Genomic DNA, 26,895 nt, shown 5'->3' on the forward strand with positions numbered 1-26,895 from the left:
CCGTATATATTCTACTTATGCTAATGTTAAGCAAAAATCCCGTTCTTTAACCTCATTGCTGTTCGAACCGACGAATAATTTAAATCGTCCCGGATCGCTGCTAAAGCTTAGATCGCTATGATAGTAACGAAGCTGCTGTTCGGTAAGTGTAAAGGTCACTTCACGACTTTCCCCTGGTGAGAGGTTGATTTTGGCAAAATCCTTCAGTTCCTTCATTGGTCTGACGACCTCTCCGGAAATGTCTCGGATATACAGCTGCACTACCTCTTCCCCATCCACTTCTCCAGTATTGGTCACCGTAACTTTTATTTCAATAGGCTGATTTTCAGTCATGATATCACCGGACAGAATTGGTTCACTATAGCTAAATGTCGTATAGCTCAGTCCAAAACCAAATGGCAAAAGCGGTTCATTAGGAATGTCCAGATATTGCGAGACATAACGTTTGTCGGCACCCGGAGCATGAAGTGGGCGTCCAGTGTTGAAATGATTGTAATAGACTGGAATCTGCCCAACGGATACCGGGAAAGACATCGTTAATCTTCCTGAAGGATTCTCATCTCCATAAAGTAGACTGGCAATTGCCGCTCCGCCTTCACTGCCCGGGAACCAAGCTTCCAGAATGGCATCTGCATGCTCGTACACACCGGCCAAGTCTAGTGGACGTCCATTAAACAACACCACCACGATAGGCTTATTCAGCTGTTTCAGACGTTGTAAAAGCTCAAGCTGCGCTTCCGGCAAACGGATATCTGAACGGCTGCCCGCTTCTCCACTCATCTCTGAATGTTCACCAAGCGCCAGTACAATCACATCAGCTTGCTTAGCAGCCGCTTCCGCCTCCAGCCACTGTTCCTCTGTAAAGCTATCGACTCCAGAACCTTCTGCAACAGTAATCTTACCCGCACCTGCGCGAGCTTGAAGTGCTGGTGCAAGACGGCTTGCCTCTTCCGTTGAACCCAACCACGACCACGGTCCAAGAATATCTCCGCTAGTAGCAAACGGTCCAATTAGCGCAATCCGTTGCTCTGCAGCAAGCGGCAGAACCTGATCATTCTTGAGCAGTACGCAGGATTTAGCCGCCAACTCACGCGCCGCATTTCGATGATCTTCACAGAAGATTACCTCACGCTCTTTCTCGACGTCAGCTCCGCGGAACGGATGCTCGAACAAGCCCAATCTTTGCTTCAATTTCAAAATACGAAGCACAGCTTCATCAATAATCTTCTCATCTACTTGTCCATCTGCAACAAGCGCCGGAAGCTGATGAACGTAACAAGCCGTCATCATCTCGATGTCTACACCAGCTTTGATGGCTTTAAGTGCTGCCTCAGCCTCATCCTCGGCGACACCATGTGGGATCAGTTCCTTCACTGCACCCCAATCCGAAATCAATACGCCATCAAATCCCCATTCCTCACGAAGCAGCTGGCGAAGCAGCTTGACGTTGCCGCTTATCGGAATCCCATCAATCGTATTAAATGAAGTCATGACCATCTCTGCACCTTCATCCAGTGCTGCACGATAGGCCGGCAGATAATATTCACGCAGCTGCCGTTCCGATAAATCCACCGTATTATAATCACGACCGCCTTCGGATAGACCATAGGCAGCAAAGTGCTTAATACAAGCCGCCAGACGATCTACATCACCAGTCAAGTCGCTTCCTTGAAATCCGCGCACAAACGCACGGGCAAACCTACCATTCAAATATGGATCTTCTCCTGTAGATTCCATTACTCTTCCCCAACGTGGGTCCCGTACAAGATCCGCCATTGGCGCATAAGTAACGTGCACACCGGAGACTGCCGCTTCTTTAGCCGCAATCTCGGCGCTCAGCTCTGCGCGATCCATATCCCAAGAGCAGCCAATTGCCAGCGGGACCGGAAAAATCGTCTTGAAGCCATGCACAATATCCGCCATCATCAGCAAGGGAATGCCCAATCTATTTTTGCGTAAATGGGCTTCCTGAACCGCAATGACTTGCGCTGCACCTGATAGACCAAGTACAGAGCCGCTGCTCTCGATCATGTGGTCCGTAATTCCCATGGATGCCATAGGGCCAGTGATTTGTCCTCCATCCTCTGCCCCTTCATAGAAATTAGCGGCTAGCTGCTGCAATTGTGCAATCTTTTCTTCAAGCGTCATCTGGTTCAACAAGGTAGTCAGTTGCTGCTCATTCATTTCAAATCCTCCATTGTTCAATTCTGCCGATGCCTATGAATGGAAAAACCCGTGTGCAAGAATTGCACGCGGGTCCTGTAGGTTCATTCCTACATGCATAGGGCGAAAGCTATTTTTTTAGATTGTTTAGTTCATCTAGAACCGGCTGAACGAGGGATTGTTTGCTCTTAACCCATTCTTTCCAGTTCGCCTCTAGATCGCCTGGTTTCAAAATCAGGTTAGTGTATTCTGTAGCATAGTCAAAGGAAGCCTGATTTTTAGCCTTGGAATCATACAACTGGTAGTCCCAGTCATATTCAGCCGTTGCTTTGTCTTTTAACGCAAGCTCAGCTTTTTCCTTGAACAGTTCTACAGAACGATCGCGATATTCTTTTTTGATCGCAGGGTTCACGACACTAAAGTCATCCGCCAAGACATACAGTCCTTCAAAACGGTTCGGATATTTCTTATCCAATGTTGTTCCTTCAGGGAGTAGGCTGATTAATTCGCCATTTTCGCCTTTTTTCCAGTCTGTTCCTTCAAAGCCCAAGTTAACAGTCAATTGACCTTCTTTACTTGTTGTATATTCCATGAAGTCCATAATCCGTTCAAATTTCTCTTTGCTAATATCTGGCGAGAAGATTACAGCAGACCAGAAGTTAACTTGATCAAGGTTACGATATTTACCGTCATCGCCAAGTACAATAGCTGTGTGTACTAGGTCATCACTATTTACACCTAGGTTATCTTTCATTTTAACGTCCATGTCTTTTCTGTAAGAAGCCAAACCACCTAGACTCGTAATACCGGAAACACCGTTAACTGTGAACTTTTGGCCAGATTCACCATTTTTCCAAGTATAAAACTCAGGGTGCAGTAATCCTTCTTTATAAGTAGTTTGAAGTTCTTTCAGTGCCGCTAACGTTTCATCGTTGGCTGGACCCCATTGGTATTTGCCATCTGCATCTTTATAGAATGCTGACTCTACTCTGGAATGCACGCTATTAGCCATTACAATATTAGTCAAAGCATCGTTGATGTCATAAGAAATAGGAATGAGTTTATCTCCTACCTTGCCAGGGTCTTTCTCTTTAAGCAATCTAGCAAATTCCATCAGTTCTGTAGTAGTGTAAGCATCCTTCAATTCAAAACCAACGGCTTTAGCCCAGTCAGAACGCAGAGCAATTACTCCGATTTGGTTAATGAGCGGATCTGCCGGCTTGTTCTCAAAGTATACCGGTCTTGGCAGAACATAAGTGCCACCTACCGCTTTCTCCAATTCATCGCCAAGTCCTGTCAGCTTATAAGCGGCTGCCACATTCGGCCAGCGTTCTTTCCAGTCATCTGGCAGCTTGTACAGCAGCCCTTGATCAATGTAATTAAGCGCATCACCGTGAACATAGTTCCAGCTTGCTACGTCAGGAAGATCTCCAGAGTTAATCCATAGGCGAAGCTTCTCAGCCCATGAATCCCATTCAATATAGTTGTAATCCCATTTAATATTGAACTTATCCGTAAAATATTTATGATACACGTTATCAAAATCAGATTCTGTTGTCTTAATGGTACTGGCTAACGAAATCTTCAACTCATCTTTATATCCATCTGTTGGATTGCCTGAATTTCCGCTATTAGCATTGTTGTCTGAGCTTGAGCATGCTGCCAACATGATTGGAGTAAGACATAAAACACCGGCAAGGATTGACTTTACAGATTTTCTTTTTAAAATATTCATTTTGTCCTCCTTAAATTGTGTGACTGACCCTCTTTTATATGGATAAATCATAAACCACTAGGTCTTGATAGCCCCTGTAAGTACCCCTTTGGCAAAGTGCTTTTGGAGCATTGGGAAGAAACACATAATAGGAACCATGGTAACGAATACTGCCGCCATTTTCATACCCATAGAGAATGATTGCTTACCCACTGCGTCAACACTTGTGGCATTCGATGCATTCACTTGGGCTTCCATAATGATAGATCGCAACACGTTCTGCAGTGGCATCTGATCCGCTTTCCGCAGGAAGATCATGGCGTCATACCATCCATTCCAGAAGGCTACTCCGTAGAACAATGTGATGGTAGCTACGATTGGAGCAGATAATGGCAGGACTACAGAGAACAGGATTCTCCATTCCCCAGCACCATCAAGTCGCGCAGATTCCATCAGGGACTCAGGCAGACTGCTAAAATAGTTCGACATCAGAATCAGGTTAAACGCACTGAAGCTTCCAGCCAGAATAACTGACCAAAGGTTGCCTGTCAGATGCAGATCCTTCATCACCAGGTACAAAGGTACAATCCCGCCATTAAAAATCATTGTGAACAGGACAAGCATAAAAATCAGCTTTTTACCCGGGAATTTATTGCGGCTAAGGCCGTAAGCCATACTTGTCGTTAAGAACAAGCTAAGCGGTAGTCCTAAGATTAAGATCTTAAAGGTATTCCAATACCCTGTCCCGATCCGCCCATCAGCAAAGAGTGCCCGATAGGATTCCAGTGTTGGGTTCTTCGGAAATAACATCATAGGGTTATCAGCGTATTCTTTTTGCGTAGAAAAAGAAATCATAATGACATTCCAGAATGGAATAAGAATGGCCAAAGCGCCTACACTCAGAATTACGAAAATCACATAATCCATAGCAGTCATTTTTTTATGGTCTTGCATAATGGTCAGCTTTTTTTTACTCATACATTTGCACTCCTTTCTTACCGGAATAAACCGTCTCCGCCCATAAGTTTGGCAGCTCTGTCTGCCAGAATCAGCAGAATCATATTAACAAGTGAACGGAACAAACTGACTGCAGTGGAGAATGAAAAGTCTGTTGAAGACTGGAACGTGATTCGGTAGATATACACATCTAGTACTTCCGAGACGTTTTTCGTTGCAGCGTTGCTCAAGTTAAAGATTTGGTCAAATCCAGATGACATCAGGCCACCGACAGAAAGGATAAACATAATCGTAATCGTCGGAAGAATGTTAGGCAGAGTAATGCGGAACATTTGCTGCAAGCGTGTAGCACCATCAATCTGTGCGGATTCATATTGGTCTGTATCAATACCAGAGATAGCGGCCATAAAGATAATGGCGCCCCAACCTGCTGATTTCCAGATATCCGTAAGATACAACATCGGAACGAACATTTTTTCAGAACCCAGGAAGTTAATGCCTGTCCCGCCAAACATTTGAATGAGGCTGTTAACCAGACCATCATAGGAAAGCACATTGATAACAACCCCGGATACTACGATCCATGACAGGAAGTTCGGAAATGTGAACACCGTCTGTAAAGCTTTTTTGTAACGATTCATGCGCAGTTCATTCAGCAGCAATGCCAATATGATTGGAAAAGGGAACTGAATAATCAGCTTACCGATGTTAATGGTTAACGTTCTCCATACGGCGTCAATAAAAGCCGGGTCACGGAATACATAGGTGAAATTCTCGAATCCGCTCCATGGGCTGCCCCAAATTCCTAAATTCGCTTTAAAATCTTTAAAAGCCAGAGATAGACCACCCATCGGCAGATAAGCGAATAGGAAAAGCCACACTAGTCCAGGAAGCACCAGAGTATAGACCATTCTGTTCTTCCAGACTTCCCTTAGGAACAGTTGGAATCTGCTGTCGTTCATTTTTTTAGCCGGTATTGCAACTTCGGATTTCAATTTGCATCTCCTCACTCTGCTTATGTCTTTTAGTTGTACAAGAAATCAAAGGTTGTCTTCAGATGTTCCTCCCAGAATCGCCATTCATGAGTTCCAGGGGTCTCAACATACTGAAATTCATAAGGGGTCGTCTCTAGGTAAGCTGCGAATTCCCGATTCATCTCCACAAACGGATCTTCCGAACCACAGCAAGTCAGAATCGAAGGCAGGTTACGTTTATCGTCGACCAATTTAGCGGCTAAAGCGTACAGATCCTGATCCGGCTTAATTTGTAAGCGTTTTCCAAAAGTACCCGCCATCTCCCTCGCCATGTCCTTGGACATTTGCGGATCGTTTAATCGTTTCTGGAGATCGGTAACTCCTGATAACGAAACCACTTTGCTGTAACGCTCGGGATAGGTAAGTCCACATTTCAGAGCGCCATACCCGCCCATCGATAAACCAGCGATATACGTCTTCTGCGGATTATCATCCAACCTCATCATTCGGCCACAAAGCTCGGGAAGCTCATGGGTCACATAGTGGAAGTAATCCAGTCCGTACTCCATGTCTGTATAGTAGCTCCTGTTTACTTGGGGCATTATGACTGTACAACCATATTGACTTGCATACTGCTCAATAGTAGTCATCCTGTGCCAAGTACTGGCGTTATCACCAGCACCATGCAGCAGGTAGAGCGTTCCTCCAGACATGTTGCCTGAATCGACGGGGGAGATAATACTGATGGTCGTTGTCATTCTCAAGGTAGGAGAGCCTGTCTCAACTGTTAATAATGCCATGAGTTATCTCCTTTTCGTTCTTATTCATTTGTTTATTTTCTTGCAAGATCCCCGCTTAACCAGTACGGATTCGAATACCATATGTTTGTTTTGCGAATCACCTGTGATCAGGTCAAACAAAATTTCAACACTGGCCTTCGCCATATCCACTCCGGGTTGGCTGATCGTATCCAGAGATGGATGATAATATTCTGCCATTTCAATCCCGTCGAATCCGATGATCGAAACATCATTTGGAATTGATAAGCCCAAGGACAATAACGCCTTAGCCGCCCCAATGGCAATCGTATCTGATGCAGCAAAAACAGCAGTGATATCTTTTTTCTTATTGAGCAGACGTTTGGTAGCTGTAAAGCCAGAGCTTGGACTATATTCACAGTCCTCTACCATTGAAGGGTCGTACTCAATTCCATGCTCCTCAAGCGCCTTGATATATCCCATAAGCCGCCGGTTACCTGTTGTATTTTGCACCAGAGGAAATCTGGCCAAAAAACAGATATTGCGATGTCCTAATGAGATTAAATAGCTGACAGCCTTATAAGATTCCTGAAGATCATCAATGATCACGCTTGAAAAAACAGCAGGATCGACTTCTTTTGTAGTCGTAATGGTAGTCAGAACAAATGGAATTTTTAATTGTTTGAATTTATCTTCGGAGTGATCATACGTTCCGCCCATAAAAATTACGCCATATAGATTTTTTTCTTTTACAAGCTGTAGAGCGATATCGATCTCGTCTACTCCATCTTCTACATGCTGGATCATTAGCGGACATCCCCGCAGGTTCACCTGGCGTTCAACTTCTTTGATCATGTCGGCAAAAAACGGGTTTGAGATCCCTTTTACCATTAGCGCTATGGTATTGGATCGCGTTTTTTTCAAGTTGCTCGCATTACCGTTTGGAATATAGTTATGTTCTCTAACAACCGCCATCACTTTAGCTCTAGTTGTATCGCTTACAACACCGCTATTATTGATTACTCTGGAGACTGTGGCGATACCCACGCCTGATAGCCTTGCAATATCTTTGATATTCATATTTACCTTGCTCCACTCCTATGATGAGTCCCCCCTTCACCCGATGAAAATCAGGTTGTGGAAACGCATGAAATGATGGGAAACGTTTCCCACGACATCATTTTGAGTCCTTAGCGCGTTTTTTTCGCTTACTTCGTCCATTATGAACAGGTAATTTTTATAAGTCAACTAAAAAGACAAAAAAAATTGTGATTCATCACTTTTTATTTGGTTAAAATTACAATGAGTCTATAGTTATTCAATCTACAAATTAGAAATAATTGGTATTTATATATCAAACAATAGTTTTCCTTGTTTTATTGACTTTAAAATAAGAATGGAATACCATCAATTTAGCGATTTTTATCGCAATAACAGAAAACGTTTCCACTCATTTTTCTAGTTTTTCTTTTTGTCACTTCGCTATCCTAGCTAGGAATATCAAGAGAAAGAAGGACTCTTTTTATGTTGAACATGGCTCCATTCGCAGCTAAGGTTCGTGAACGAAACCTGAATATTTTCAATGTTCGTGTGCTTCAAAACGGAAACCTTGTGGGAAAACTGGATCTCACGGAGGATATTCGGCGCTTGCAGCATTCCGTCAGCAAGTCTTTTACTTGTATGGCAGTAGGTTTTGCCATTGATGAAGGGAAGCTGACACTGGAAACAACGCTTAGAGATGTTTTTCCGGAGTATGCCTCTCCTCTTAAACCAACACCTCCATCCATGCAGCCCGGGGATATAACTTTGTTCGATTTGCTGCGAATGAGTACAGGGCACGACTCCCCTCCATTTTGGGCTGAAGAGAGATTAGCCTTGAAGGATAAAAATTGGGTGCAGCATTATTTGGCTCTGACTTTAGACAGAGCTCCCGGAGAGAAATTTACATACAGCAGCGGAGATACCATTATGATCTCTGCAATGGTGCAAGCCCGCGTCGGGCAAACCGTAAAGGATTATCTGGTACCTCGTTTGTTTGCACCTCTGGGCATAAACAATGTCGATTGGGAAACAACACCTCAAGGGGTAACCCTTGGCTGTGCCGGACTTCAGATTAACACGGAAGAGTTAAGCCGGTTTGGACAGCTGCTTTTACAGCAAGGAAAGTGGCAGGGCCAGCAACTAATTCCCGCAGCATGGATCGATTTTGTTACACAAAAACAGATCGATAATGATGGAAACGGCGACTGGGGAGAAGGATACGGCTGTCAATTCTGGCTCTGCTCCCACGACGCTTACCGTGCCGATGGCGCTCATGGACAATTCTGTCTTGTGGTGCCGGACGCTCAAGCAGTCATTGCAATTAACAGCATGGAAGATAACATGCAGGGAATCCTGGATACCGTCTGGGAGGAAATCTGGCCGCTTCTTTAGGAGCGGTCTTTTTTATGACTTGAGGTTAGCGTGCGCATAATGGGTAATTTACATTCTTCGGCGATTAGTACTTAACACCGCCAAGTAACCAGCGCTGTCTCAGGCTGAGGAGGCTTGCGGACTCAGGTGACGTTATTTACTCTTTTATCGCCTTTTGAGCAACGTTTCGGACTCCAGCGCAGCTATTCCTGAGAAAGTGGCTCATTTGGGGCACGTTTTGGCACCAATAGCGACGATGGAGTCCGATGACATCGCAAATCCCGCACTTTTCAGCATTTAAGGTCCTCTGGGTCCGATAGTTGTTGCGCATGTACAAAATAAGTAACTCAACAGATGAAAAGTAACTAAACACGCCCAAGCGTTCACACCAATAAATGCTCAAACCGTAAGTCCCCACCGCCTACAAGTAGCTCATCACACCAAGTAACCAGCAATACTTAGACTGAGGAGGCTTGCGGACTCAGATGACGTTATTTTCTCTTTTATCGCCTTACGAGCAACGTTTCGGACTCCAGCGCAGCTATTGCTGAGAAAGTAGCTCATTTGGGGCACGTTTGGCACCAATAGCGACGATGGAGTCCGATAACATCGCAAATCCCGCACTTTTCAGCATTTAAGGTCCTCTGGGTCCGATAGCTGCTGCGTATGTGCAAAATAAGTAACTCATCAACAAGTAATCAGCACTTTCTTTCTGAGACCGAGGAGGCTCGCGGACTCAGATGACGTTATTTACTCATTTATCGCCTTTTGAGCAACGTTTCGGACTCCACAGCAGCTATTCTTGAGAAAGCGGCTCTTTTGGGGCACGTTTGGCACCAATTGCGACGATGGAGTCCGATGACATCGCAAATCCCGCACTTTTCAGCATTTAAGGTCCTCTGGGTCCGATAGCTGCTGCGTGTGTACAATTTAAGTAACTAAACAGATGATAAGTAACTAAACACGCCCAAGCGTTCACACCAATAAATGCTCAAACCGTAAGTCCCCAACGCCAAACACGCCATGCAGTCAACACCAATAGATCCACAACACCAAGTAACCAGCATTACTTAGACTGAGGAGGCACGCGGACTCAGATGACGTTATTTACTCTTTTATCGCCTTTTGAGCAACGTTTCGGACTCCAGTGCAGCTATTCCTGAGAAAGTAGCTCATTTGGGGCACGTTTGGCATCAATAGTGACGATGGAGTCCGATAACATCGCAAATGTGGCACTTTTCAGCATTTAAGGTCATCTGGGTCCGATAGCTGCTGCGTATGTGCAAAATAAGTAACTCATCACACCAAGTAACCATTACTTTCTGAGGCTGAGGAGGCACGCGGACTCAGATAACGTTATTTACTCTTTTATCGCCTTTTGAGCAACGTTTCGGACTCCAGTGCAGCTATTCCTGAGAAAGTGGCTCATTTGGGGCACGTTTGGCACCAATAGCGACGATGGAGTCCGATGACATCGCAAATGTGGCACTTTTCAGCATTTAAGGTCCTCTGGGTCCGATAGCTGCTGCGTATGTGCAAATGTGATCTAGTCGCTCGAAGTTTGATGTTCAATGATGGTTAGCAGCTCAACACACCAAGTAACCAGCATTACTCAGACCGAGGATGCTTGCGGACTCAGATGATGTTATTTACTCTTTTATCGCCTTTTGAGCAACGTTTCGAACTCCACAGCAGCTATTCTTGAGAAAGTAGCTCATTTGGGGCACGTTTGGCATCAATAGTGACGATGGAGTCTGATAACATCGCAAATTCCGCATTTCTCAGCATTTAAGGTCATCTGGGTCCGATAGTTGCTGCGTATGTACAAATGCGGGCTAGATGCTGGAAGTTTAATGTTCAACGATGACTCGAATTTCGACGTTTAGATCAAGAAGGAAGACAAAGCACCCCGTGTGTGACCTCGAACTAAAACTCGCGCACGCAAAAACAGCCTTCCCGAAGGAAGGCTGTTAATTGACGTCCCGGAAGGGATTCGAACCCCTGACCGTGCGCTTAGAAGGCGCATGCTCTATCCAGCTGAGCTACCGGGACATATAAGAAATAAATACTATGTATTGACGCAACGATATTTATTATACCTTATTCAGCGGATTTTTCAAGTCAAAACAACTTAGAAAAATAATAAAAGTGTTTCCGGTGCAGCTTTTTCACACATCAGCGTAACCACAGGAAATGAAAAAAACGGCATTTCTGCCGTCCTTTTCAGCCATTCCAGTGTGCGTTTTACAAACCTTCGATATTTACTCCAGCTTTCGAAAACGCTTCTCCAGCTGCTTTTTTAAATCCCCAAAAGTGAGTAATTCTCGTTGAAACTTGGAATGCTCATCTTCTGGCGACATGAAGTTACTGCCTGTAAATGCACTTGAGGTCACATCTTGAAAAGCGTCATGCATATTGTTATCAAACCAATCGGTGGAGGTATCAGCATCATTAGTCAGAATACGGACAATCTCATATCCTTCTTCACGCCGATCCTCAACGATATACACCAAAAGCGCAGGATCACTAACAGCACCCGGCAAAACACCCACTTCTGCACAAGGCGCACCATCGTACTCCATCATTCTGCGAATTTTGGCGTCTTTAATATAATACACCTGTCATCCTTCCCTCCTGGCAAATTCCCCTCTCCCCTAGTGTTCGGATAAGGACATACATTTTATGCCTTCCTTCGGCATATATCTGTATTACTTGGCAAAAAAGTAAGGACAACAATCGCACAAAAGAGAGGATGAACCATCATGTGCGGAATAACCGGATTTATCCAGTGGCGCGGAGATCTCACTCAGCACTCGCAGCTGCTGGTCAAAATGACTGAAACTTTAGCAAACCGCGGCCCCGATGCAGCCGGAACCTGGATCTCAGGCCCCTGTGCTTTCGGTCACCGCAGACTTAGCGTTATCGATCCGGAGAACGGTGCCCAGCCCATGATCACCCGCCATGAGGAACAGGTATACGCGATTGTTTACAACGGCGAATTATATAACGCCCTCGAACTCAAACAGGAACTTAAGCAGCGAGGGCATCAATTCCGCACCCAGTGCGATACAGAAGTGCTTCTGCATTCCTATATCGAATGGGGGCCGGATTGCGCAGAGAAGCTCAATGGAATCTTTGCTTTTGCAGTATGGGACGGTCTTCGGGACCAAGTCTTTTTTGCACGTGACCGTTTAGGTGTGAAACCCCTGTTCTACAGCAAGGTTGATGATGTCCTGGTTTTTGGCTCAGAGCCTAAAGCGTTACTACAGCATCCCAAGGTACAACCAATCGTCGGTCCTGAAGGTCTCGCAGAAATCTTCATCATCGGTCCAGCGCGTACACCGGGTCATGGTGTTTATAAGGATATGCAAGAGCTTCGTCCAGGTCATGCTATGATCTATAGCCGTGAAGGTCTGCGCAGTTATGCCTATTGGAAGCTGGAGAGCGCAAAGCATACTGACAATGAAGCAGAGACAGCCGCTAAGGTGCGTGAACTGCTCCAAGATACACTCGAACGCCAACTGGTCTCAGACGTCCCTGTTTGCTCTCTTTTGTCGGGAGGGCTGGATTCCAGTGCGCTGACGGCACTTGCAGTGGATTACTACAACCGGAATGGTCAGGGACAAGTGGATACTTATTCCGTAGACTATGTAGATAACGACAAACATTTCAAAAGTCATACTTTCCAGCCGGGAGCAGATGGGCCGTGGATTAAACGAATGGTCGATGAATTGAATACAAACCACCACTACATCTCGTTCGATACCCCGGAGCTTGTAGAAGCGCTGGATAATGCATTGTACACTAGGGATTTACCAGGGATGACCGATGTGGACTCTTCTTTGTACTTATTTTGCCGGGAGATTAAAAAGAACGCGACAGTAGCTATTTCCGGTGAAGCGGCGGATGAGATTTTTGGCGGATACCCTTGGTTCCACCGTGAGGAAATGCTCTCCTCAGGCACTTTTCCTTGGTCAGTTGCTCCGAAAATGCGTGCAAGTCTACTTTCCCCAGAAATTAACGAGTGGATTCGTCCACTGGAATATTTGGGTGACAGATATAGTGATGCGGTGGCTGAAGTTCCGAAATTGGATGGAGAAACAGGAAAACAAGCACAAATGCGCGTAATGTCCTATCTGAATATCACCCGCTTCATGCCTACTCTACTAGACCGTAAAGACCGAATGAGCATGGGCGCAGGGCTAGAGGTACGTGTTCCTTATTGTGATCACCGACTCGTTCAATATGTATTTAATATTCCGTGGGAAATCAAGAATCTGGGGGGCCGTGAAAAAGGGATTTTGCGTAAATCTCTTGAAGGCATTCTTCCAGACGATGTGCTCTACCGCAAAAAAAGCCCTTACCCCAAAACTCATAATCCTGCCTATTTAAATGCGGTACGAACTCAGGTATTAAACATTCTGGATGACTCCACTTCACCCCTACTTCCGCTAATTAATGCTGCCAAAATCCGTGAGATCGCCGCTTCCCCAGAATCCTCAACCAATCTGCCTTGGTTCGGCCAGCTCATGTCCGGTCCTCAGCTGTTTGCTTACCTCGCCCAAGTGGATCTCTGGCTGCGTAAATATAACGTCTCCATCCAATAAGCGCGTAGAGAACTGAGGTAATCGACAAGCCAAACAGCAAGTCCCCGTATCCGGTGGCTTGCTGTTTGGCTTGTATTTGCAATGATTACTCTACGATCTTATCTGAACGATCTTTAAAAGTTAAAGTTGTCCGGGTCCGGGCCAAATCGATGGTCTTTGTTCAAGCCCTCGATAGCTTTGACATCCTCATCACTAAGCGTAAAGTCAAAGAATCCCGCATTCTCCTTGATTCGATCCGCATGTACGGATTTAGGTATCGTAATGACACCTTGCTGCAAATCCCAGCGAAGTACAATTTGAGCAGGGGTCTTGCCATACTTCTCAGCCAACTCTTTTAAGAGCGGTAGATCAAGATTCCCCTGCATTAATGGACTCCATGCTTCAAGCTGAATGCCCTGTTCATTGGCATATTTCAGCAGCTCGCGCTGAGTCAACAGCGGATGGAATTCCACCTGATTCACCACAGGCACCACTCCGGTATCCTCGATGATATCTTTCAGATGATGAACCTGAAAATTGCTCACGCCGATAGATTTGATGAGGCCTTCTTTTTGCAGATGAATTAAGGCCTTCCATGTCTCACGATATTTTCCTGCCACCGGCCAGTGTATGAGATACAGATCTAGATAGTCCAGACCCAGCTTGCGCCGGCTATCCTCGAACGCTTTTAGCGTAGACTCATAACCTTGATCAGGATTTCGTACTTTAGTCGTAATAAACAACTCATCCCGGGCCACTCCACAATCACGAATAGCTTGTCCTACGCCTTCTTCGTTATTGTATCCGGCTGCCGTATCAATACTGCGATATCCTAATTCCACTGCGGTTTTGACCGCATGAATAACCTCTTCGCCATCTTTAGTCTTATACACGCCAAGACCCAGCCACGGCATGGTCACCCCGTCATTTAAAGTAGGACCACCCGAGAACGGTGCATTTAATTCACTCATCGCTTAACCCTCCAAGCTTATTGTTATTTCGTTAAACATACTTAACCTATTTATCCACTTAAGAAGCAAACGCTACCATAAAAAGTATAGCAGATGGCTTCATCATTCCCCAAATCCTTATAAAAAAACGGAGGCGTAAGCGCCCCCGCTCTTCTTTATTTCTCAATTAGTTTGAAATCATCAAAATGGAATTCAGGAGAAACAATACAGGATACCAGCGTCGGCTCTTTGCCTAACGAGCGCGCAGCTTGCCATACTCCCGCTGGAACAACCACTTGTGGCTGCTGGCCTGCAGCAATATCGAGGCCCAGAATAACTTCCTGCACATCCTCAGGCTTATCTCCATTACCTCCGAGACTTAGCACGATTGGACTACCGGAATGCCACAACCAAACTTCATCGGACAATACAGTATGCCAATCAGATTGTTCGCCTTCGTGAAGTAAAAAATAAATTGAAGATGCCGAATGACGTGATCCAGAATAGCTATCGCCTAACACTTCCTGCGAAATTTCAAATTCCGAATTCCAAAGTCTTTTGTACCAACCACCCTCAACGTGAGGCTGTAATCCAAGCAGTTCAACTAGCGGTGAAATTTCTTTTTGCGTCACAGTAGCTTCTCTCCTTCAAAGTTAGCATGAACAACAATAGCTTCGTATGCATAAGGTTGTTTTTGCTTTTTACTTTAACGGAATAAGCTCGAATTGTAAAATCTATTTACTGTCCTTGCTCGCTTTGAAGACTTCTGCAATCGCTCCAAGACTTCCCAGCGTTTCAACAGCGCTTGTTGGCAAGAACACTTTATTAGCAGGACCTTTGGCAATCTCAGCCAGAGCCTCGAAGGAACGATAAGCCAGAACATGCTCATCCAGACCTGCCGAACGAATCAGCTCAATGCGTGATTTTTCTGCTTCTGCCACGGCTTGAATCGCTTTAGCCTCACCGTGTGCTTCCAGCTCTTGCGCCTGGCGAGAACCCTCTGCTTGACGGATACGCGCTTCTTTATCGCCTTCTGCTTTTAGAATCTTACTTTGTTTATCCCCTTCAGCGCGTAGGATCATATCCTGCTTGGCAGCTTCCGCCTCCAAAACAATGGCACGTTTGCTCCGCTCTGCTTTCATCTGCTTATCCATCGCTTCCTGAATATCCAATGGCGGTTTGATATCGATAACTTCCACACGCTCGATCCGTACGCCCCACTTCTCAGTAGCTTCATCGAGAGCAAGACGGATGTCCGTCGAAATCTTTTCCCGTCCAGACAAGGTCTCATCCAATTCCAGCTTACCGATGATTTGCCGCATTGTTGCCGTCGAAATGTTTCTTACCCCATACACATAATCAGAAATACCATAAGTAGCTTCCTCTGGTCCAACCACCTGGTAGAAAATAATCGTATCAATCTGCACCTGCACGTTATCCTTTGTAATTACCGTTTGCGGAGGTACATTCGCTTGTTGAATCCGTAAATCATGGTACGTGCGCACCTGATCAATTACAGGAATCAGAATGTTCAACCCCGGTGTCAGCAGACGATTAAATTTACCGAGCCTTTCCACTACGCCTACCCGTTGCTGTGGTACGATTTTGACTGTTAATGCCACAAAAACTACGACCACTACAATAATAATTGCGATAATTGCCCATTGCATTAGTTCATTTCCCCCCATCGTTCTACTTCGATAATCGTCGTGCCTCTTTTCACTACTCTTACAACCTCATCCTTGCCCAGATTCTGATCAGAGCTCGCGCTCCACGTATCTCCGCCTACCTTCACTTGCCCGTAACGTCCCTGCTCTATCGGCTCAACAACTACTCCTTGCCTACCGATGATTTCTGTACCTGTATCCTTGAACCCACGTGAATGGCGAAATCTAGAAACCAGTGGTTTCGAGAATATAGTCAGACCAAGTGCGACCAGTGATCCAAGGACCACCTGAAACAAAATGGCTTCGGGAACAATCAGCGACACCAAACCTGCGGCCAAAGCACCAATACTAAGCCACAATAAATAAAAAGTAAGCGTCATCATCTCAACAACAAACAGGACACCGGCTGCGATCAGCCAAAACACCCACACAACCATCGGTGAGCCCACCACCTTCCGTATGATACTACTATAACGAAAAGAAACATCGATGCGTTGCATAGTTCCATAAAAAAATATCTCAGGCATGTATATGATTTATATTCATTACATCGGTGGTTATGTGTTTCTTCATGAGTTTCTTGATAAAAGCGAGTATACAAATCCAAAAGGGTTCACTTTTTGAAGAGTCACTATAAATTAGAAAATTGTCCCCCTATATCACCTGATTTTATCCCTAGCGCAATTGCAAGCTATGCTTGAGAATAAGAGTTACCATCACCCATTTATATCTAATTCATCCTAATTATCCAACTTCCAAACATCCTCCTCTATTCATTCAAACCATACACAGCATGTTACATCTTTAAAAATCCATGAAACAGCAGCACACAAAAAGCATAAAAGAAAGCGCTTACTGATTGGGTAAGGCTTGATTTGGACCGCTGCTTTTTTGCTGCTGAATCTACGAATTGATCTTCAATAGAATGATAGAAACGCCAAGGGTGATGGTGCACTACAACCGACGGGAGGTGAAGGTCAGGACATCTTGCCGAAAAGAATTTCGAACTACACTTTGAATCTAGGAGGTAGAAATTCAATGATCTTCACGAAAAAAGCTTCACGCAAAACCTTTGCAATTGCGATGATCGCCGCGCTTGTTCTGACACTCTTTTCCACCCTGGGCGGCAGTCCCAAAATAGCCAACGCCGCACAGGATTACAAACTGGTTGGTTATTACGCTTCATGGGCCGCTTACGGGCGTTCTTACAATGTAACTGATATCGATCCTACCAAAATGAATGTCATTAACTACGCTTTTGCGGATATTTGTTGGAATGGAATCCATGGCAATCCCGACCCCACCGGCCCTAATCCGGTGACCTGGTCTTGCCAGAATGAGCAAGGCCAAGCCATCAGCGTTCCGAACGGTACGATTGTTCTTGGTGACCCGTGGATTGACACTGGAAAAAGCTTCGGGGATGACAAATGGGATGATCCCATCAAAGGTAACCTGAAGCAGCTATGGAAGCTGAAGGAAAAGAACCCGAACCTGAAGACCCTAATCTCCGTTGGAGGCTGGACCTGGTCGAACCGTTTCTCGGATGTAGCTGCGACAGCTGCGACCCGTGAGGTTTTTGCCAATTCCGCGGTTGATTTTATTCGAAAATACAAGATGGACGGCGTGGATCTCGACTGGGAATATCCAGTAAGTGGTGGACTCGCAGGCAATAGCTACCGTCCTGAAGATAAAGAAAACTATGTACTGCTGCTGCAAAAAGTTCGCGAAAAGCTGAATACAGCCGGCGCGGCGGATGGAAAAACCTATCTGCTGACCATTGCTTCCGGGGCAGGCCCAACGTATATCAACAATAATAATCTGGCCGGCATTGCTTCCGTTGTCGACTGGATCAATATTATGACCTATGACTTTAATGGGAGCTGGAACACCACCACCGGACATAATGCTCCGTTGTACTATGATCCCGCAGCTTCCGCTTCGGGCTTAACCGAACCGCAAAATTTTAACATCGATAAAGCGGTAACCTCCTATCTTGCGAATGGTGTACCTGCGAACAAGCTTGTACTTGGCATGGCTTATTACGGTCGTGGTTGGGGCGGAGCTCCTGCTTCAGGAAACGGCCAATATCAGATGTCCGCTGGCATCTCACCAACGGGTACATGGGAAAAAGGCAGCTATGATTTCTATGATCTCGAAGCCAATTATATCAACAAAAACGGTTATATCCGCTATTGGAATGATACATCCAAAGTGCCTTATCTCTATAATCCAACAAATCAAACCTTTATCAGCTATGACGACGTAGAATCCTTTGGCCACAAGATCAGCTACCTGAAGTCCAAGGGTCTTGCAGGTGCTATGTTCTGGGAAACAAGTGGTGACCGGAACAAAACACTAACCAATAAACTAAACGCCGATCTTGGTGGCGGAGTGGTGCAGCCGACACCGACACCATCCACATCACCAACACCTACACCAACTGCAACCGCTACACCTACTGCAACTCCAACTGCAACACCAACACCAACGCCAACTGCAACCGTGACGCCAACCCCAACGCCTACACCGGGACAATGTTCTGCAGCGACCTGGGGTGCAACAACCGTATACACTGGCGGACAGCGTGTCTCCTACAATGGCTCAGTCTATGAAGCCAAATGGTGGACGCAAGGGGATCGTCCTGATCTTAGCGGAACTGATGGGGTCTGGAAATTCATCAGCGTATGCGGAACAGCGACACCAACACCAACTGCAACTGTGGCCCCAACTTTAACACCTACGGTAGCACCAACGCCTACCGCAACCGTTGCACCTACGCCTACTTTAGCGCCAACGCCAACTGCAACCGTTGCACCTACACAAACTCCTTTACCTACCGCTACGCCTACTTCGGAAGGGTCTAGCTGGGGAACAGGCGTTGCGTACAAAACAGGTGATGTCGTCGCTTACAACGGAAAAACATATACCTGCTTGCAGCCCCACACTTCACTTCAGGGCTGGGAGCCAGCCACCACACCTGCGCTATGGAAGCTCAATTAAAGACTTGCAGGAAGCATCGTTCCTGAAATAACATTATCCCCCTTTGGAGGTATATTAAATATGATTGCAAAAGCACGTGCTAAGCGCAAAATATCCATAAGTTACCTTGCTGCGCTAATGAGCCTAATCGTTCTGGTTCCACTTTACACCGGGACAGGTGCATCCTTACCAGTGGCCCATGCCGCGGAAACAACACCTTCCGCTCCCGCTCCAGCAGCTGATCACCCTCGTAAAATCGTTGCTTACTTCCCAGAGTGGGGCGATCAGGAGAACAAAGGATTTTACACCGTAGACAAGATTCCGTGGGATAAAATTACCCATATTAACTACGCCTTCGCCAAGGTAAATCCTCAAACGAACAAGATTGATCTCATGGACCGTACAGCTGCAATCGAAAAAGACTATCCCGGTCAGCTGACCACCCTGCCTTTTAAGGGGCATTTTAACCAACTGGTTAAGTACAAACAGCTCTATCCTGATGTCCGCACCCTGATTTCTGTTGGCGGCTGGTCGGGTTCCGGAGGGTTCTTCAACATGGCGAATTCAGAAGCCGGGCGAGAAGCTTTTGCCAATAGTGTTGTGGATTTTCTGCGTACCTATCAGTTCAACGGAGTAGACATCGATTGGGAGTACCCTTCTGGCACTGGGCAGTCCGGTAATCCTAACGATTTTGCCGTGGCAGAACCGCTGCGTACCGTAAATTACAACAACTATGTTCTTCTTATGAAAAAACTTCGCGAAAAGCTCGATCTGGCAGGTTCACAAGACAATCAGAAATATGACCTGACCATTGCGGCCACCGCCTCTTCCTGGATTCTTGGGGGCATGAAGCTTGGGGAAGCCAATCAGTATTTAGACTGGGCGAACCTTATGACCTATGATTTCCATGGGGCTTGGAATGGATATGTAGGGCCGCATTCTGCACTGTACCCGGATTCCCGCGATACTGAAACTGCTGCGCTGGGTACTCCGGTTCTGAATACCGACTGGGCGGTCCGATACTATCTTGGAACGCTTCCTCCGGAAAAAATCGTGATCGGAGTTCCTTATTATTCACGAGGCTGGAAAAATGTGAATGGAGGCATCAACAATACCGGCCTTTACGGCACAGCTCCGACAACCGGTGGGGGAGCAGATGGCCAATACGGGATCTGGAATGATCCCGCACCAGAGCAGCCTGCTGGTGCAAATCCGATCTGGCATGTGCTAAATCTGCTCAAAGATCCAGCGAATAAGCGTTACTTCGATCCTGTTACCAAAACACCGTACTTATTCAATGCAGACAAGAAGATTTTTCTTACGTATGAAGATAAGGAATCTCTTGGCTACAAGCTGGATTACATCAAGCAAAAAGGCTTGGGAGGTATGATGTTCTGGGAACTAACGGGCGATTACTCTGAGCAGAGCGATGGCACTTATACGTATGGCAATTCTCTGACCGATTTTGCCTATGATCAGCTGAAGACAGCCTCGCCGCCGGGCGGAGCTCCTAAGCCGCAGTTGCCTGAACCTAAAAACTTCAACCTCAGCTTCAGCGGCGCCTATGATCATCCGAACTATACCTATTCATTAAAAATAACGAACAATACCGGCACAGATATTTCCGGTGGCTGGAAGCTGGAGTTCGACCTGCCAACAACTACAACCCTAACCTCGGCATGGGGAGCCGGTAGCGTTGAGCAAATCTCCACGGCCTGGGATTTCAACCGCTACCGTATTACAGGTACAGCTACTCAAACTATTGCGAATGGAGCTTCACTTGAAATTCCGGGTATGATGAAGCTGAACTTTTCAGGCGGTCCACAGCGAATCACCCTGAACGGAAACTCGTCCCAACAGGAATACGATAAACTGTACGGAGGCATTACACCTACGCCAACACCGTCTGCATCACCGACACCGACACCGACACCGACACCGACACCGACGACTACACCAACAGCAACACCAACGGCAACACCAACGGCAACACCTACAACAACACCGACTCCGACGGCAACCGTGACGCCAACGCCAACTGTAGCGCCAACACCTACTCCTACGCCGGGACAATGTTCGGCAGCGACCTGGAATGCGGCAACCGCATATACTGGCGGACAACGCGTTTCCTACAGCGGCTCACTCTATGAAGCCAAGTGGTGGACACAGGGAGACCGTCCCGATCTTAGCGGACCGGACGGTGTCTGGAAATACATCAGCGTGTGTGGAACAGCAACGTCAACACCAACGGCAACTGTAGCTCCAACAGTAACACCGACTTCGACACCTACGGTGGCACCGACGCCTACTGCAACCGTTACTCCAGCGCCTACGGTGGCACCAACGCCCACCGCAACCGTAACACCCACGCAAACTCCATTACCGACTGCTACACCTACTTCGGGAGGGTCTAGCTGGGTAACAGGAGTTGCCTATAAAGTAGGTGATGTCGTTGCCTACAGTGGAAAAACGTATACCTGCTTGCAGCCTCACACTTCACTTCAGGGGTGGGAGCCAGCTTCCACACCTGCTCTTTGGAAGCTGATATAATCCGGTGCTCTCCTTGATTCCAACAAGGAGAACATCCCATTATTAGTGCAGAGTCATACTCATTCTCTGGGGCTTACGTTACGGACCCAGTTGACGTTATTTACAAATTTCAAGCCTTTGGAGCTGTGTTTCGGACTCCAGTGCTCCTATTCCTTATGAAATGCTTCTTTTGGGGTGTTTTTCGTGCCCATAGCGACTTTGGGGTCCATTAGAATCTCAATTATCGGATATAGCTGCGTTTAAGGTCAGCTGTGTCCGGGTAGCCGCTTCATACGGGTAAATGTGCTAGAATCGAACGAAGTTTGATGCTTTGTTTAAGGGAAAGGAATAAAAAACGGGGGTGCCCAGCAGCCATTTCGCGGCTTTTGGACACCCCCACTTTTATATAAAACTCTATTCCTGGGATAGGCCGCCATCAGCTGCCAGTTTCTTCTCCAGCTTCGCCGTCAGCAGTCGCAGTGCAGTTCCTCGATGGCTAATCTGCTGCTTCTCTTCCAGCGTAAGCTCGGCCATAGTTTTTTCATGTTCAGACAGATAAAATAGCGGGTCGTAACCGAAACCGCCAGCACCTGATGGTTCTGAAGTAATCCAACCTTCGACCGCACCTTCTGCGGTTAGCTCCTGCTTGGAAACTGGATCGTACAGCGATAAAGTACAGACGAACCTAGCCGTGCTCAACAAAGGCTGATCTGTGTCTTCCCCCTGTTTCAATCTCTCTAGCTCGCTAAGCAGCTTCAGGTTATTTTCCCCATCCGTAGCGTCTTCACCGGCAAAACGTGCAGAGTACACACCCGGTCTGCCATCCAAAGCATCTACACAAAGACCCGAATCATCAGCGAGTACCGGAATTCCAAGTGCATCACCTACGGCTTTGGATTTTTTAAACGCATTCTCTGCAAAAGTAGCTCCGTCTTCCACCACATCGGGCAGATGCGGATAGTCATACATACTCTTAACTGTCAGGCCCAGCGGGGCAAAAGCGTGCTCGAATTCGCGCACCTTCCCCTTATTCTTCGTTGCGACAATGAGAATATTGCCCGTGGAATTCATGTTACACCTCTTGGCCCGGTTGGCCGGAAGGGATTTTCAGAGCAATCGCTCCGAGCGCTTCTTTTTGCGCCGCAATCAGTTTATAAATTCCCTTCTCACCTAGACCTAATAATAGGTCCAGCTCTTGACGCGAGAATGGTCTTTCTTCGCCAGTCCCTTGTACCTCAACAAAAGCACCGCCGCCGGTCATGACTACATTCATATCCACTTTGGCTTTGGAATCCTCTTCATAATTCAGATCGAGCAATGTTTTATCCCCTACAACACCTACACTAATTGCTCCCAAAAAGTCTGTTATAGGAAAAACAGCCAGCTTGTGCTGTAGTGCAATTTTATTAATAGCAAATGCCATGGCAACAAAAGCGCCTGTTATCGAAGCCGTCCGAGTTCCCCCATCCGCCTGAATCACATCACAATCCAGCGTAATACTACGTTCACCTAACGCTTGTAAATTCACCACGGAGCGAAGCGCACGGCCGATCAGCCGCTGGATCTCCATTGTACGTCCGGTAAGTTTACCGCGTGCAGCTTCACGTTGATTACGGGACTGGGTGGCCCGAGGAAGCATCGAATATTCGGCAGTTACCCAGCCTTTTCCTTGTCCTTTAAGAAACGGAGGCACTTTTTCCTCTACAGTAGCCGTACAAATAACTTTGGTGTCTCCCATCTCAATGATCACGGAGCCCTCAGCATATTTATTCGTTTGGGTCGTTATTGTCAGCGGCCGTAATTGGTCGTCAGTTCGCCCGTTTGATCTCATCTTTTCTGCCTCCTACATCGTATAGCTAATAGTTTAGTGTGAGTCCCGTTTCCCTGTTGTTCATTGCGGCAGTTCACCGTTCGGGACGTTACGTCTTTTTGAGCAACTTTTATTCTACCAAAGAGGAGGCACAAAAGCATCTTTTAAACCTTAGAAGGTCATTCTATAACGGGAGCTCGTTCAAAAATTCAGGTGCAGAAACAGGTTTGCTATAATCCACATTGTCAGTGTCAGTAATCGATTGTTTGCCGTTCAAACGAATTTGAACCAGAGCATCTTCCGTATTTTGCGCAACAGTCAGAACAACCGATTCCAGCAATTCGGCAGGAACTTCCTTCCCATCTGCGAACATATCGTCAGTCAAGGATACAGTAACAACACCGTTTTGTCCGGCTTCAACCGAATCAAGTGATGTGCCCTGTGTCATAACCATTTCCAGACCGTCTCCGGATTCAGGTCCCGCAATCAGTTCATTGATAGCAGCAGTCAGCTGCTCTTGCCCTGCGGGTACAAAGCGCGTAACCGGAACATAATATTGGATACCGTCAGGAGATGTTGTGGAAAAATAAACAGTAACCGCACTAGAGTTCATCAAAGATGGACCTTGTTTAGGCAGGTTAATGCCCATTGTACGGGACAGCGGGCGATCCAGCGGAGTACCTTGAAGCGGCATTTCCGTAAGCTTTTTACCATCTACCCAGAACTGTACACCTTTAATGTCATCTTGACCGGTAAGTGTCCAAGTGATCGCTTCAAGGATTTTGCGTTCATCCGCAGCATCATAGTTGTTAAATTCCGAAGTGAACTCAACAACTGCCAAATTCGACTTGTCTACCGTAATGCTTTGCACCTCAGTTCCAGCTGGTAGAATGCCTTGGAAGCCTTCTGGCAATGAGGACGCATATTCTCCCTTATTCACTAATGCCATTAAAGAGTTCTTGAGCGTGCTGGAATCTTTGCTTTTTGGCAGATTTAACGACACTGGAGCGAGTAAGCCGTTTCCATCTTCCAAATATACGGTCGTCCGGTCACCGGAAACCGTTGCTTTATCCGTTGCTTTAGCGGTTTTGGTGCTGTCCTTCACAACTGCTTGTGCATCATCCTGAGCCACTGGACCAAATACACCTGAATCCAAAGTATTATTTCCCTCTGTCTGTAACATCTGCGCTTCAACCTCAGGTGGCGGAGCATCAATCGATGCTGATTCCGAACCGAACAAGCCGCAACCGGACAGTGCCAGTGGAACTGCGAGTAGGCAGACTGCGGAAATCCCGCGGATTTGTTGCATTGTTTTCATCATTTATTACCCCTTTCAAGGTTAGATAGCATTTGTACTGCTATGTATACGAGACCTTTGTCCAAAAAATAACAACTGCTTATCCTAAATTGTTGGAAAAGCCTGTGCGCTTTATTTTCAGGTTAGGTTGGATCTAGATATTAATTCACATAGACTCCGTTTTCTGGACAAATACTTTTTCTAAACGTACAATCTGAGATAACACCAGCGCTTAACATCATGCTAACGAACGTTGTAATGCAAAGACTTAACTTACGAGGTGACTAATCATGGCTGATGAACCAATCGCAAAAATACCTTACAGTCTGAACAGCAAGGCAGTCGCAGATGCGACCAAAATGTGGTTGAATAAGCGTGGAGTGAACCTGCAGGAAATCGCAGAGCTCGTTATGTTTCTGCAAAAAAAATATTATCCAAACTTAACGATGGAAGAATGTGTCCATAACGTTGAGATGGTACTCAGCAAACGAGAAGTGCAAAATGCGGTACTTACGGGCATTCAATTGGACATGCTCGCGGAGGAGGGGAAGTTGTTTCCGCCGCTTCAAGATATGATCGAAAATGATGAGGGATTATACGGAGTGGATGAGATTCTGGCTTTCTCCATCGTAAATGTATATGGGAGCATTGGCTTCACCAACTATGGTTATGTGGACAAGCTTAAGCCAGGCGTTCTTGAACGGTTGAACGACAAAAACACCGGGCAGATCCACACCTTCCTCGACGATATCGTCGGCGCGGTAGCCGCTGCAGCTAGTAGCCGAATCGCACACCGTAAGCAAGCGGAGCGTGAGATAGACCTCGAACTTCCGCATTCGCCTGAGGATCGCGAAGAAGCTGCAAGGAAACTTGCAGAACATGAAAAACAACCGGAGTAACCGGTGTTTTGGGTACACTCTGAGAATTAAAAAGTGATTGTTTCGTAACCCTTGCGGGTTATGAGACAATCGCTTTTTTTAAGGTTGGGTTGGGACAGTTTTAGGGGAAAACTCCCTAAAAAATACCGAAAATCGTTCAAAACCTAAGTTATTAGGGAATTCTTCCCTAATAACTCTACGAAAACCTTAATTTATAGCTACATTCGTAGATTATTAGGGAGAAATTCCCTAATATCCGCTCTACACCCCCACAAACCTCAAAAAAAGGGATGAATTCCCCAATTAGTAAATATCAGCAATTAGTTACTCGGTAAGATGTGTTTTTACCCACGAATAGCTGCATCTGAGTCCGAATGATCAGCATGATGCATGAGTAAAGTAATCAAATGGTAGTTGGTAATGCGATCGGACTCAGGTGACCCTATTTCCATAAAACACCCTTGATTTAGTGACTTTCGGACTCCAGAGTCGCTATTCACTCAAAAATGACCAATAACTACCCTCTGCACTAGCAATAACGCCTCTCCGGTCCGATACTCACCTCAAAAGTCCCAAAACCCACGAATAGCGGCGTCTGAGTCCGAATGATCTGTGTAACGCATGAGTAAGTAATCAAATCTGAGCCCGAATGATCAGCATGACGCATGAGTAAAGTAATCAAATGTTAGTTTGGTAATGCGATCGGACTCAGGTGACCCTATTTCCATAAATCACCCTTGATTTAGTCACTTTCGGACTCCAGAGTCGCTATTCACTCAAAAATGACCAATAACAACCCATCACTCTAGCAATAACGCCTCTCCGGTCCGATACTCACCTCAAAAGTCTCAAAATCCACGAATAGCGGCATCTGAGTCCGAATGACCAGTGTGACGCATGAGAAAAGTAATCAAATGTTAGTTTGGTAATGCGATCGGACTCAGGTGACACTATACTCACATATCCCCATTGATTTGGACACTTTCGGACTCCAGAGTCGCTATTGACTCAAAAATGACCAATAACTACCCTCTGCACTAGCAATAACGCCTCTCCGGTCCGATACTAACCTCAAAGTCCCAAAATCCACGAATAGCGGCATCTGAGTCCGAATGATCAGCATGACGTATGAGAAAAGTAATCAAATGTTAGTTGGGTAATGCGATCGGACTCAGGTGACACTATTTCCATAAAACACCCTTGATTTAGTGACTTTCGGAC

19 protein-coding genes and 1 tRNA gene are annotated in these 26,895 nt (G+C 46.2%); 5 read left to right on the forward strand and 15 right to left on the reverse strand.

Annotated elements, in window-relative coordinates; all coding sequences use genetic code 11:
* Positions 1 to 15: 15 nt before the first annotated feature.
* From bglX to MHI32_RS24800, 6 genes are all read right to left on the reverse strand, one after another.
* Positions 16 to 2,184: a beta-glucosidase BglX gene (gene bglX, locus MHI32_RS24775; RefSeq protein WP_076281897.1), complete on the reverse strand. Its 2,169-nt coding sequence runs from the start codon at positions 2,182 to 2,184 to the stop codon at positions 16 to 18.
* Between the two features lie 109 nt (positions 2,185 to 2,293).
* Positions 2,294 to 3,898 carry an extracellular solute-binding protein gene (locus MHI32_RS24780; protein WP_076129208.1) on the reverse strand — a complete coding sequence of 535 codons (1,605 nt, stop codon included), beginning with the start codon at positions 3,896 to 3,898 and terminating at the stop codon, positions 2,294 to 2,296.
* 57 nt (positions 3,899 to 3,955) lie between these two features.
* Positions 3,956 to 4,855, reverse strand: coding sequence for a carbohydrate ABC transporter permease (locus MHI32_RS24785; RefSeq protein WP_036686985.1), 900 nt, complete (start codon positions 4,853 to 4,855; stop codon positions 3,956 to 3,958).
* Positions 4,856 to 4,872: 17 nt separating this feature from the next.
* Positions 4,873 to 5,796 carry an ABC transporter permease subunit gene (locus MHI32_RS24790; protein WP_036687012.1) on the reverse strand — a complete coding sequence of 308 codons (924 nt, stop codon included), beginning with the start codon at positions 5,794 to 5,796 and terminating at the stop codon, positions 4,873 to 4,875.
* A gap of 62 nt (positions 5,797 to 5,858) precedes the next feature.
* Positions 5,859 to 6,608, reverse strand: a complete 750-nt coding sequence (locus MHI32_RS24795; RefSeq protein ID WP_076195222.1) for an alpha/beta hydrolase family protein — start codon at positions 6,606 to 6,608, stop codon at positions 5,859 to 5,861.
* Between the two features lie 24 nt (positions 6,609 to 6,632).
* Positions 6,633 to 7,646 (reverse strand): LacI family DNA-binding transcriptional regulator, encoded by a 1,014-nt coding sequence (locus MHI32_RS24800; protein ID WP_076142395.1) that lies wholly within the window; start codon positions 7,644 to 7,646, stop codon positions 6,633 to 6,635.
* Positions 7,647 to 8,090: 444 nt separating this feature from the next.
* Here MHI32_RS24800 and MHI32_RS24805 point away from each other — a divergent pair, with 444 nt between their 5' ends.
* On the forward strand, positions 8,091 to 8,999 hold the full coding sequence (locus MHI32_RS24805; RefSeq protein WP_340011155.1) for a serine hydrolase: 909 nt from the start codon (positions 8,091 to 8,093) through the stop codon (positions 8,997 to 8,999).
* 1,957 nt (positions 9,000 to 10,956) lie between these two features.
* Here the strand turns inward: MHI32_RS24805 and MHI32_RS24810 are convergent.
* Together MHI32_RS24810 and MHI32_RS24815 are read right to left on the reverse strand one after the other, a co-directional pair.
* Positions 10,957 to 11,030: transfer RNA gene (locus tag MHI32_RS24810), tRNA-Arg, on the reverse strand.
* Between the two features lie 209 nt (positions 11,031 to 11,239).
* Positions 11,240 to 11,596, reverse strand: a complete 357-nt coding sequence (locus MHI32_RS24815) for a hypothetical protein (protein ID WP_036686975.1) — start codon at positions 11,594 to 11,596, stop codon at positions 11,240 to 11,242.
* A 144-nt stretch (positions 11,597 to 11,740) separates the two neighbouring features.
* On the opposite strand from MHI32_RS24815, the gene asnB reads away from it, so the two are divergent.
* Positions 11,741 to 13,585: an asparagine synthase (glutamine-hydrolyzing) gene (gene asnB, locus MHI32_RS24820; protein ID WP_339188283.1), complete on the forward strand. Its 1,845-nt coding sequence runs from the start codon at positions 11,741 to 11,743 to the stop codon at positions 13,583 to 13,585.
* Between the two features lie 113 nt (positions 13,586 to 13,698).
* Here asnB and MHI32_RS24825 read toward each other — a convergent pair whose 3' ends face one another.
* The 4 genes from MHI32_RS24825 to MHI32_RS24840 form a co-directional block, all read right to left on the reverse strand.
* Positions 13,699 to 14,535 carry an aldo/keto reductase gene (locus tag MHI32_RS24825; protein WP_036686969.1) on the reverse strand — a complete coding sequence of 279 codons (837 nt, stop codon included), beginning with the start codon at positions 14,533 to 14,535 and terminating at the stop codon, positions 13,699 to 13,701.
* A gap of 155 nt (positions 14,536 to 14,690) precedes the next feature.
* Positions 14,691 to 15,146 carry a cupin domain-containing protein gene (locus tag MHI32_RS24830; RefSeq protein ID WP_036686965.1) on the reverse strand — a complete coding sequence of 152 codons (456 nt, stop codon included), beginning with the start codon at positions 15,144 to 15,146 and terminating at the stop codon, positions 14,691 to 14,693.
* 102 nt (positions 15,147 to 15,248) lie between these two features.
* Complete coding sequence (locus MHI32_RS24835) at positions 15,249 to 16,184, reverse strand: SPFH domain-containing protein (RefSeq protein WP_076129203.1); 936 nt, start codon at positions 16,182 to 16,184, stop codon at positions 15,249 to 15,251.
* Entirely contained in the window at positions 16,184 to 16,618 is a 435-nt protein-coding gene (locus MHI32_RS24840; RefSeq protein ID WP_076129202.1) for an NfeD family protein, read from the reverse strand. Before MHI32_RS24840 ends, MHI32_RS24835 begins: the two co-directional genes overlap by 1 nt.
* Positions 16,619 to 17,219: 601 nt before the next feature.
* Here MHI32_RS24840 and MHI32_RS24845 point away from each other — a divergent pair.
* Both MHI32_RS24845 and MHI32_RS24850 read left to right on the forward strand, forming a co-directional pair.
* Positions 17,220 to 19,181, forward strand: a complete 1,962-nt coding sequence (locus tag MHI32_RS24845; protein WP_340011159.1) for a glycosyl hydrolase family 18 protein — start codon at positions 17,220 to 17,222, stop codon at positions 19,179 to 19,181.
* Positions 19,182 to 19,241: 60 nt separating this feature from the next.
* On the forward strand, positions 19,242 to 21,710 hold the full coding sequence (locus MHI32_RS24850) for a glycosyl hydrolase family 18 protein (RefSeq protein WP_340011161.1): 2,469 nt from the start codon (positions 19,242 to 19,244) through the stop codon (positions 21,708 to 21,710).
* A gap of 393 nt (positions 21,711 to 22,103) precedes the next feature.
* Here the strand turns inward: MHI32_RS24850 and MHI32_RS24855 are convergent, their stop codons facing one another.
* The 3 genes from MHI32_RS24855 to MHI32_RS24865 form a co-directional block, all read right to left on the reverse strand.
* Positions 22,104 to 22,760 (reverse strand): XTP/dITP diphosphatase, encoded by a 657-nt coding sequence (locus MHI32_RS24855; protein ID WP_076138160.1) that lies wholly within the window; start codon positions 22,758 to 22,760, stop codon positions 22,104 to 22,106.
* A gap of 1 nt (position 22,761) precedes the next feature.
* Positions 22,762 to 23,520: a ribonuclease PH gene (gene rph, locus MHI32_RS24860; RefSeq protein ID WP_076279954.1), complete on the reverse strand. Its 759-nt coding sequence runs from the start codon at positions 23,518 to 23,520 to the stop codon at positions 22,762 to 22,764.
* A 163-nt stretch (positions 23,521 to 23,683) separates the two neighbouring features.
* Positions 23,684 to 24,817 carry a GerMN domain-containing protein gene (locus MHI32_RS24865; protein WP_340012762.1) on the reverse strand — a complete coding sequence of 378 codons (1,134 nt, stop codon included), beginning with the start codon at positions 24,815 to 24,817 and terminating at the stop codon, positions 23,684 to 23,686.
* Positions 24,818 to 25,086: 269 nt separating this feature from the next.
* Here MHI32_RS24865 and MHI32_RS24870 point away from each other — a divergent pair, with 269 nt between their 5' ends.
* Positions 25,087 to 25,695, forward strand: coding sequence for a phosphatidylglycerophosphatase A (locus tag MHI32_RS24870; RefSeq protein WP_076129198.1), 609 nt, complete (start codon positions 25,087 to 25,089; stop codon positions 25,693 to 25,695).
* The last annotated feature ends 1,200 nt before the right edge of the window (positions 25,696 to 26,895 follow it).

The organism is Paenibacillus sp. FSL H7-0690 (assembly GCF_037980415.1).
Classification (GTDB): domain Bacteria; phylum Bacillota; class Bacilli; order Paenibacillales; family Paenibacillaceae; genus Paenibacillus_AQ; species Paenibacillus_AQ odorifer.

Coding starts and splice junctions, on each gene's coding strand:
- MHI32_RS24845 (WP_340011159.1), top strand. CDS start 17,220: ATGATCTTCACGAAAAAAGCTTCACGCAAAACCTTTGCAATTGCGATG.
- MHI32_RS24790 (WP_036687012.1), bottom strand. CDS start 5,796: ATGAACGACAGCAGATTCCAACTGTTCCTAAGGGAAGTCTGGAAGAAC.
- rph (WP_076279954.1), bottom strand. CDS start 23,520: ATGAGATCAAACGGGCGAACTGACGACCAATTACGGCCGCTGACAATA.
- bglX (WP_076281897.1), bottom strand. CDS start 2,184: ATGAATGAGCAGCAACTGACTACCTTGTTGAACCAGATGACGCTTGAA.
- MHI32_RS24840 (WP_076129202.1), bottom strand. CDS start 16,618: ATGGTTGTGTGGGTGTTTTGGCTGATCGCAGCCGGTGTCCTGTTTGTT.
- MHI32_RS24835 (WP_076129203.1), bottom strand. CDS start 16,184: ATGCAATGGGCAATTATCGCAATTATTATTGTAGTGGTCGTAGTTTTT.
- MHI32_RS24825 (WP_036686969.1), bottom strand. CDS start 14,535: ATGAGTGAATTAAATGCACCGTTCTCGGGTGGTCCTACTTTAAATGAC.
- MHI32_RS24795 (WP_076195222.1), bottom strand. CDS start 6,608: ATGGCATTATTAACAGTTGAGACAGGCTCTCCTACCTTGAGAATGACA.
- MHI32_RS24855 (WP_076138160.1), bottom strand. CDS start 22,760: ATGAATTCCACGGGCAATATTCTCATTGTCGCAACGAAGAATAAGGGG.
- MHI32_RS24865 (WP_340012762.1), bottom strand. CDS start 24,817: ATGAAAACAATGCAACAAATCCGCGGGATTTCCGCAGTCTGCCTACTC.
- MHI32_RS24870 (WP_076129198.1), top strand. CDS start 25,087: ATGGCTGATGAACCAATCGCAAAAATACCTTACAGTCTGAACAGCAAG.
- MHI32_RS24850 (WP_340011161.1), top strand. CDS start 19,242: ATGATTGCAAAAGCACGTGCTAAGCGCAAAATATCCATAAGTTACCTT.
- MHI32_RS24805 (WP_340011155.1), top strand. CDS start 8,091: ATGTTGAACATGGCTCCATTCGCAGCTAAGGTTCGTGAACGAAACCTG.
- MHI32_RS24800 (WP_076142395.1), bottom strand. CDS start 7,646: ATGAATATCAAAGATATTGCAAGGCTATCAGGCGTGGGTATCGCCACA.
- MHI32_RS24785 (WP_036686985.1), bottom strand. CDS start 4,855: ATGAGTAAAAAAAAGCTGACCATTATGCAAGACCATAAAAAAATGACT.
- asnB (WP_339188283.1), top strand. CDS start 11,741: ATGTGCGGAATAACCGGATTTATCCAGTGGCGCGGAGATCTCACTCAG.
- MHI32_RS24780 (WP_076129208.1), bottom strand. CDS start 3,898: ATGAATATTTTAAAAAGAAAATCTGTAAAGTCAATCCTTGCCGGTGTT.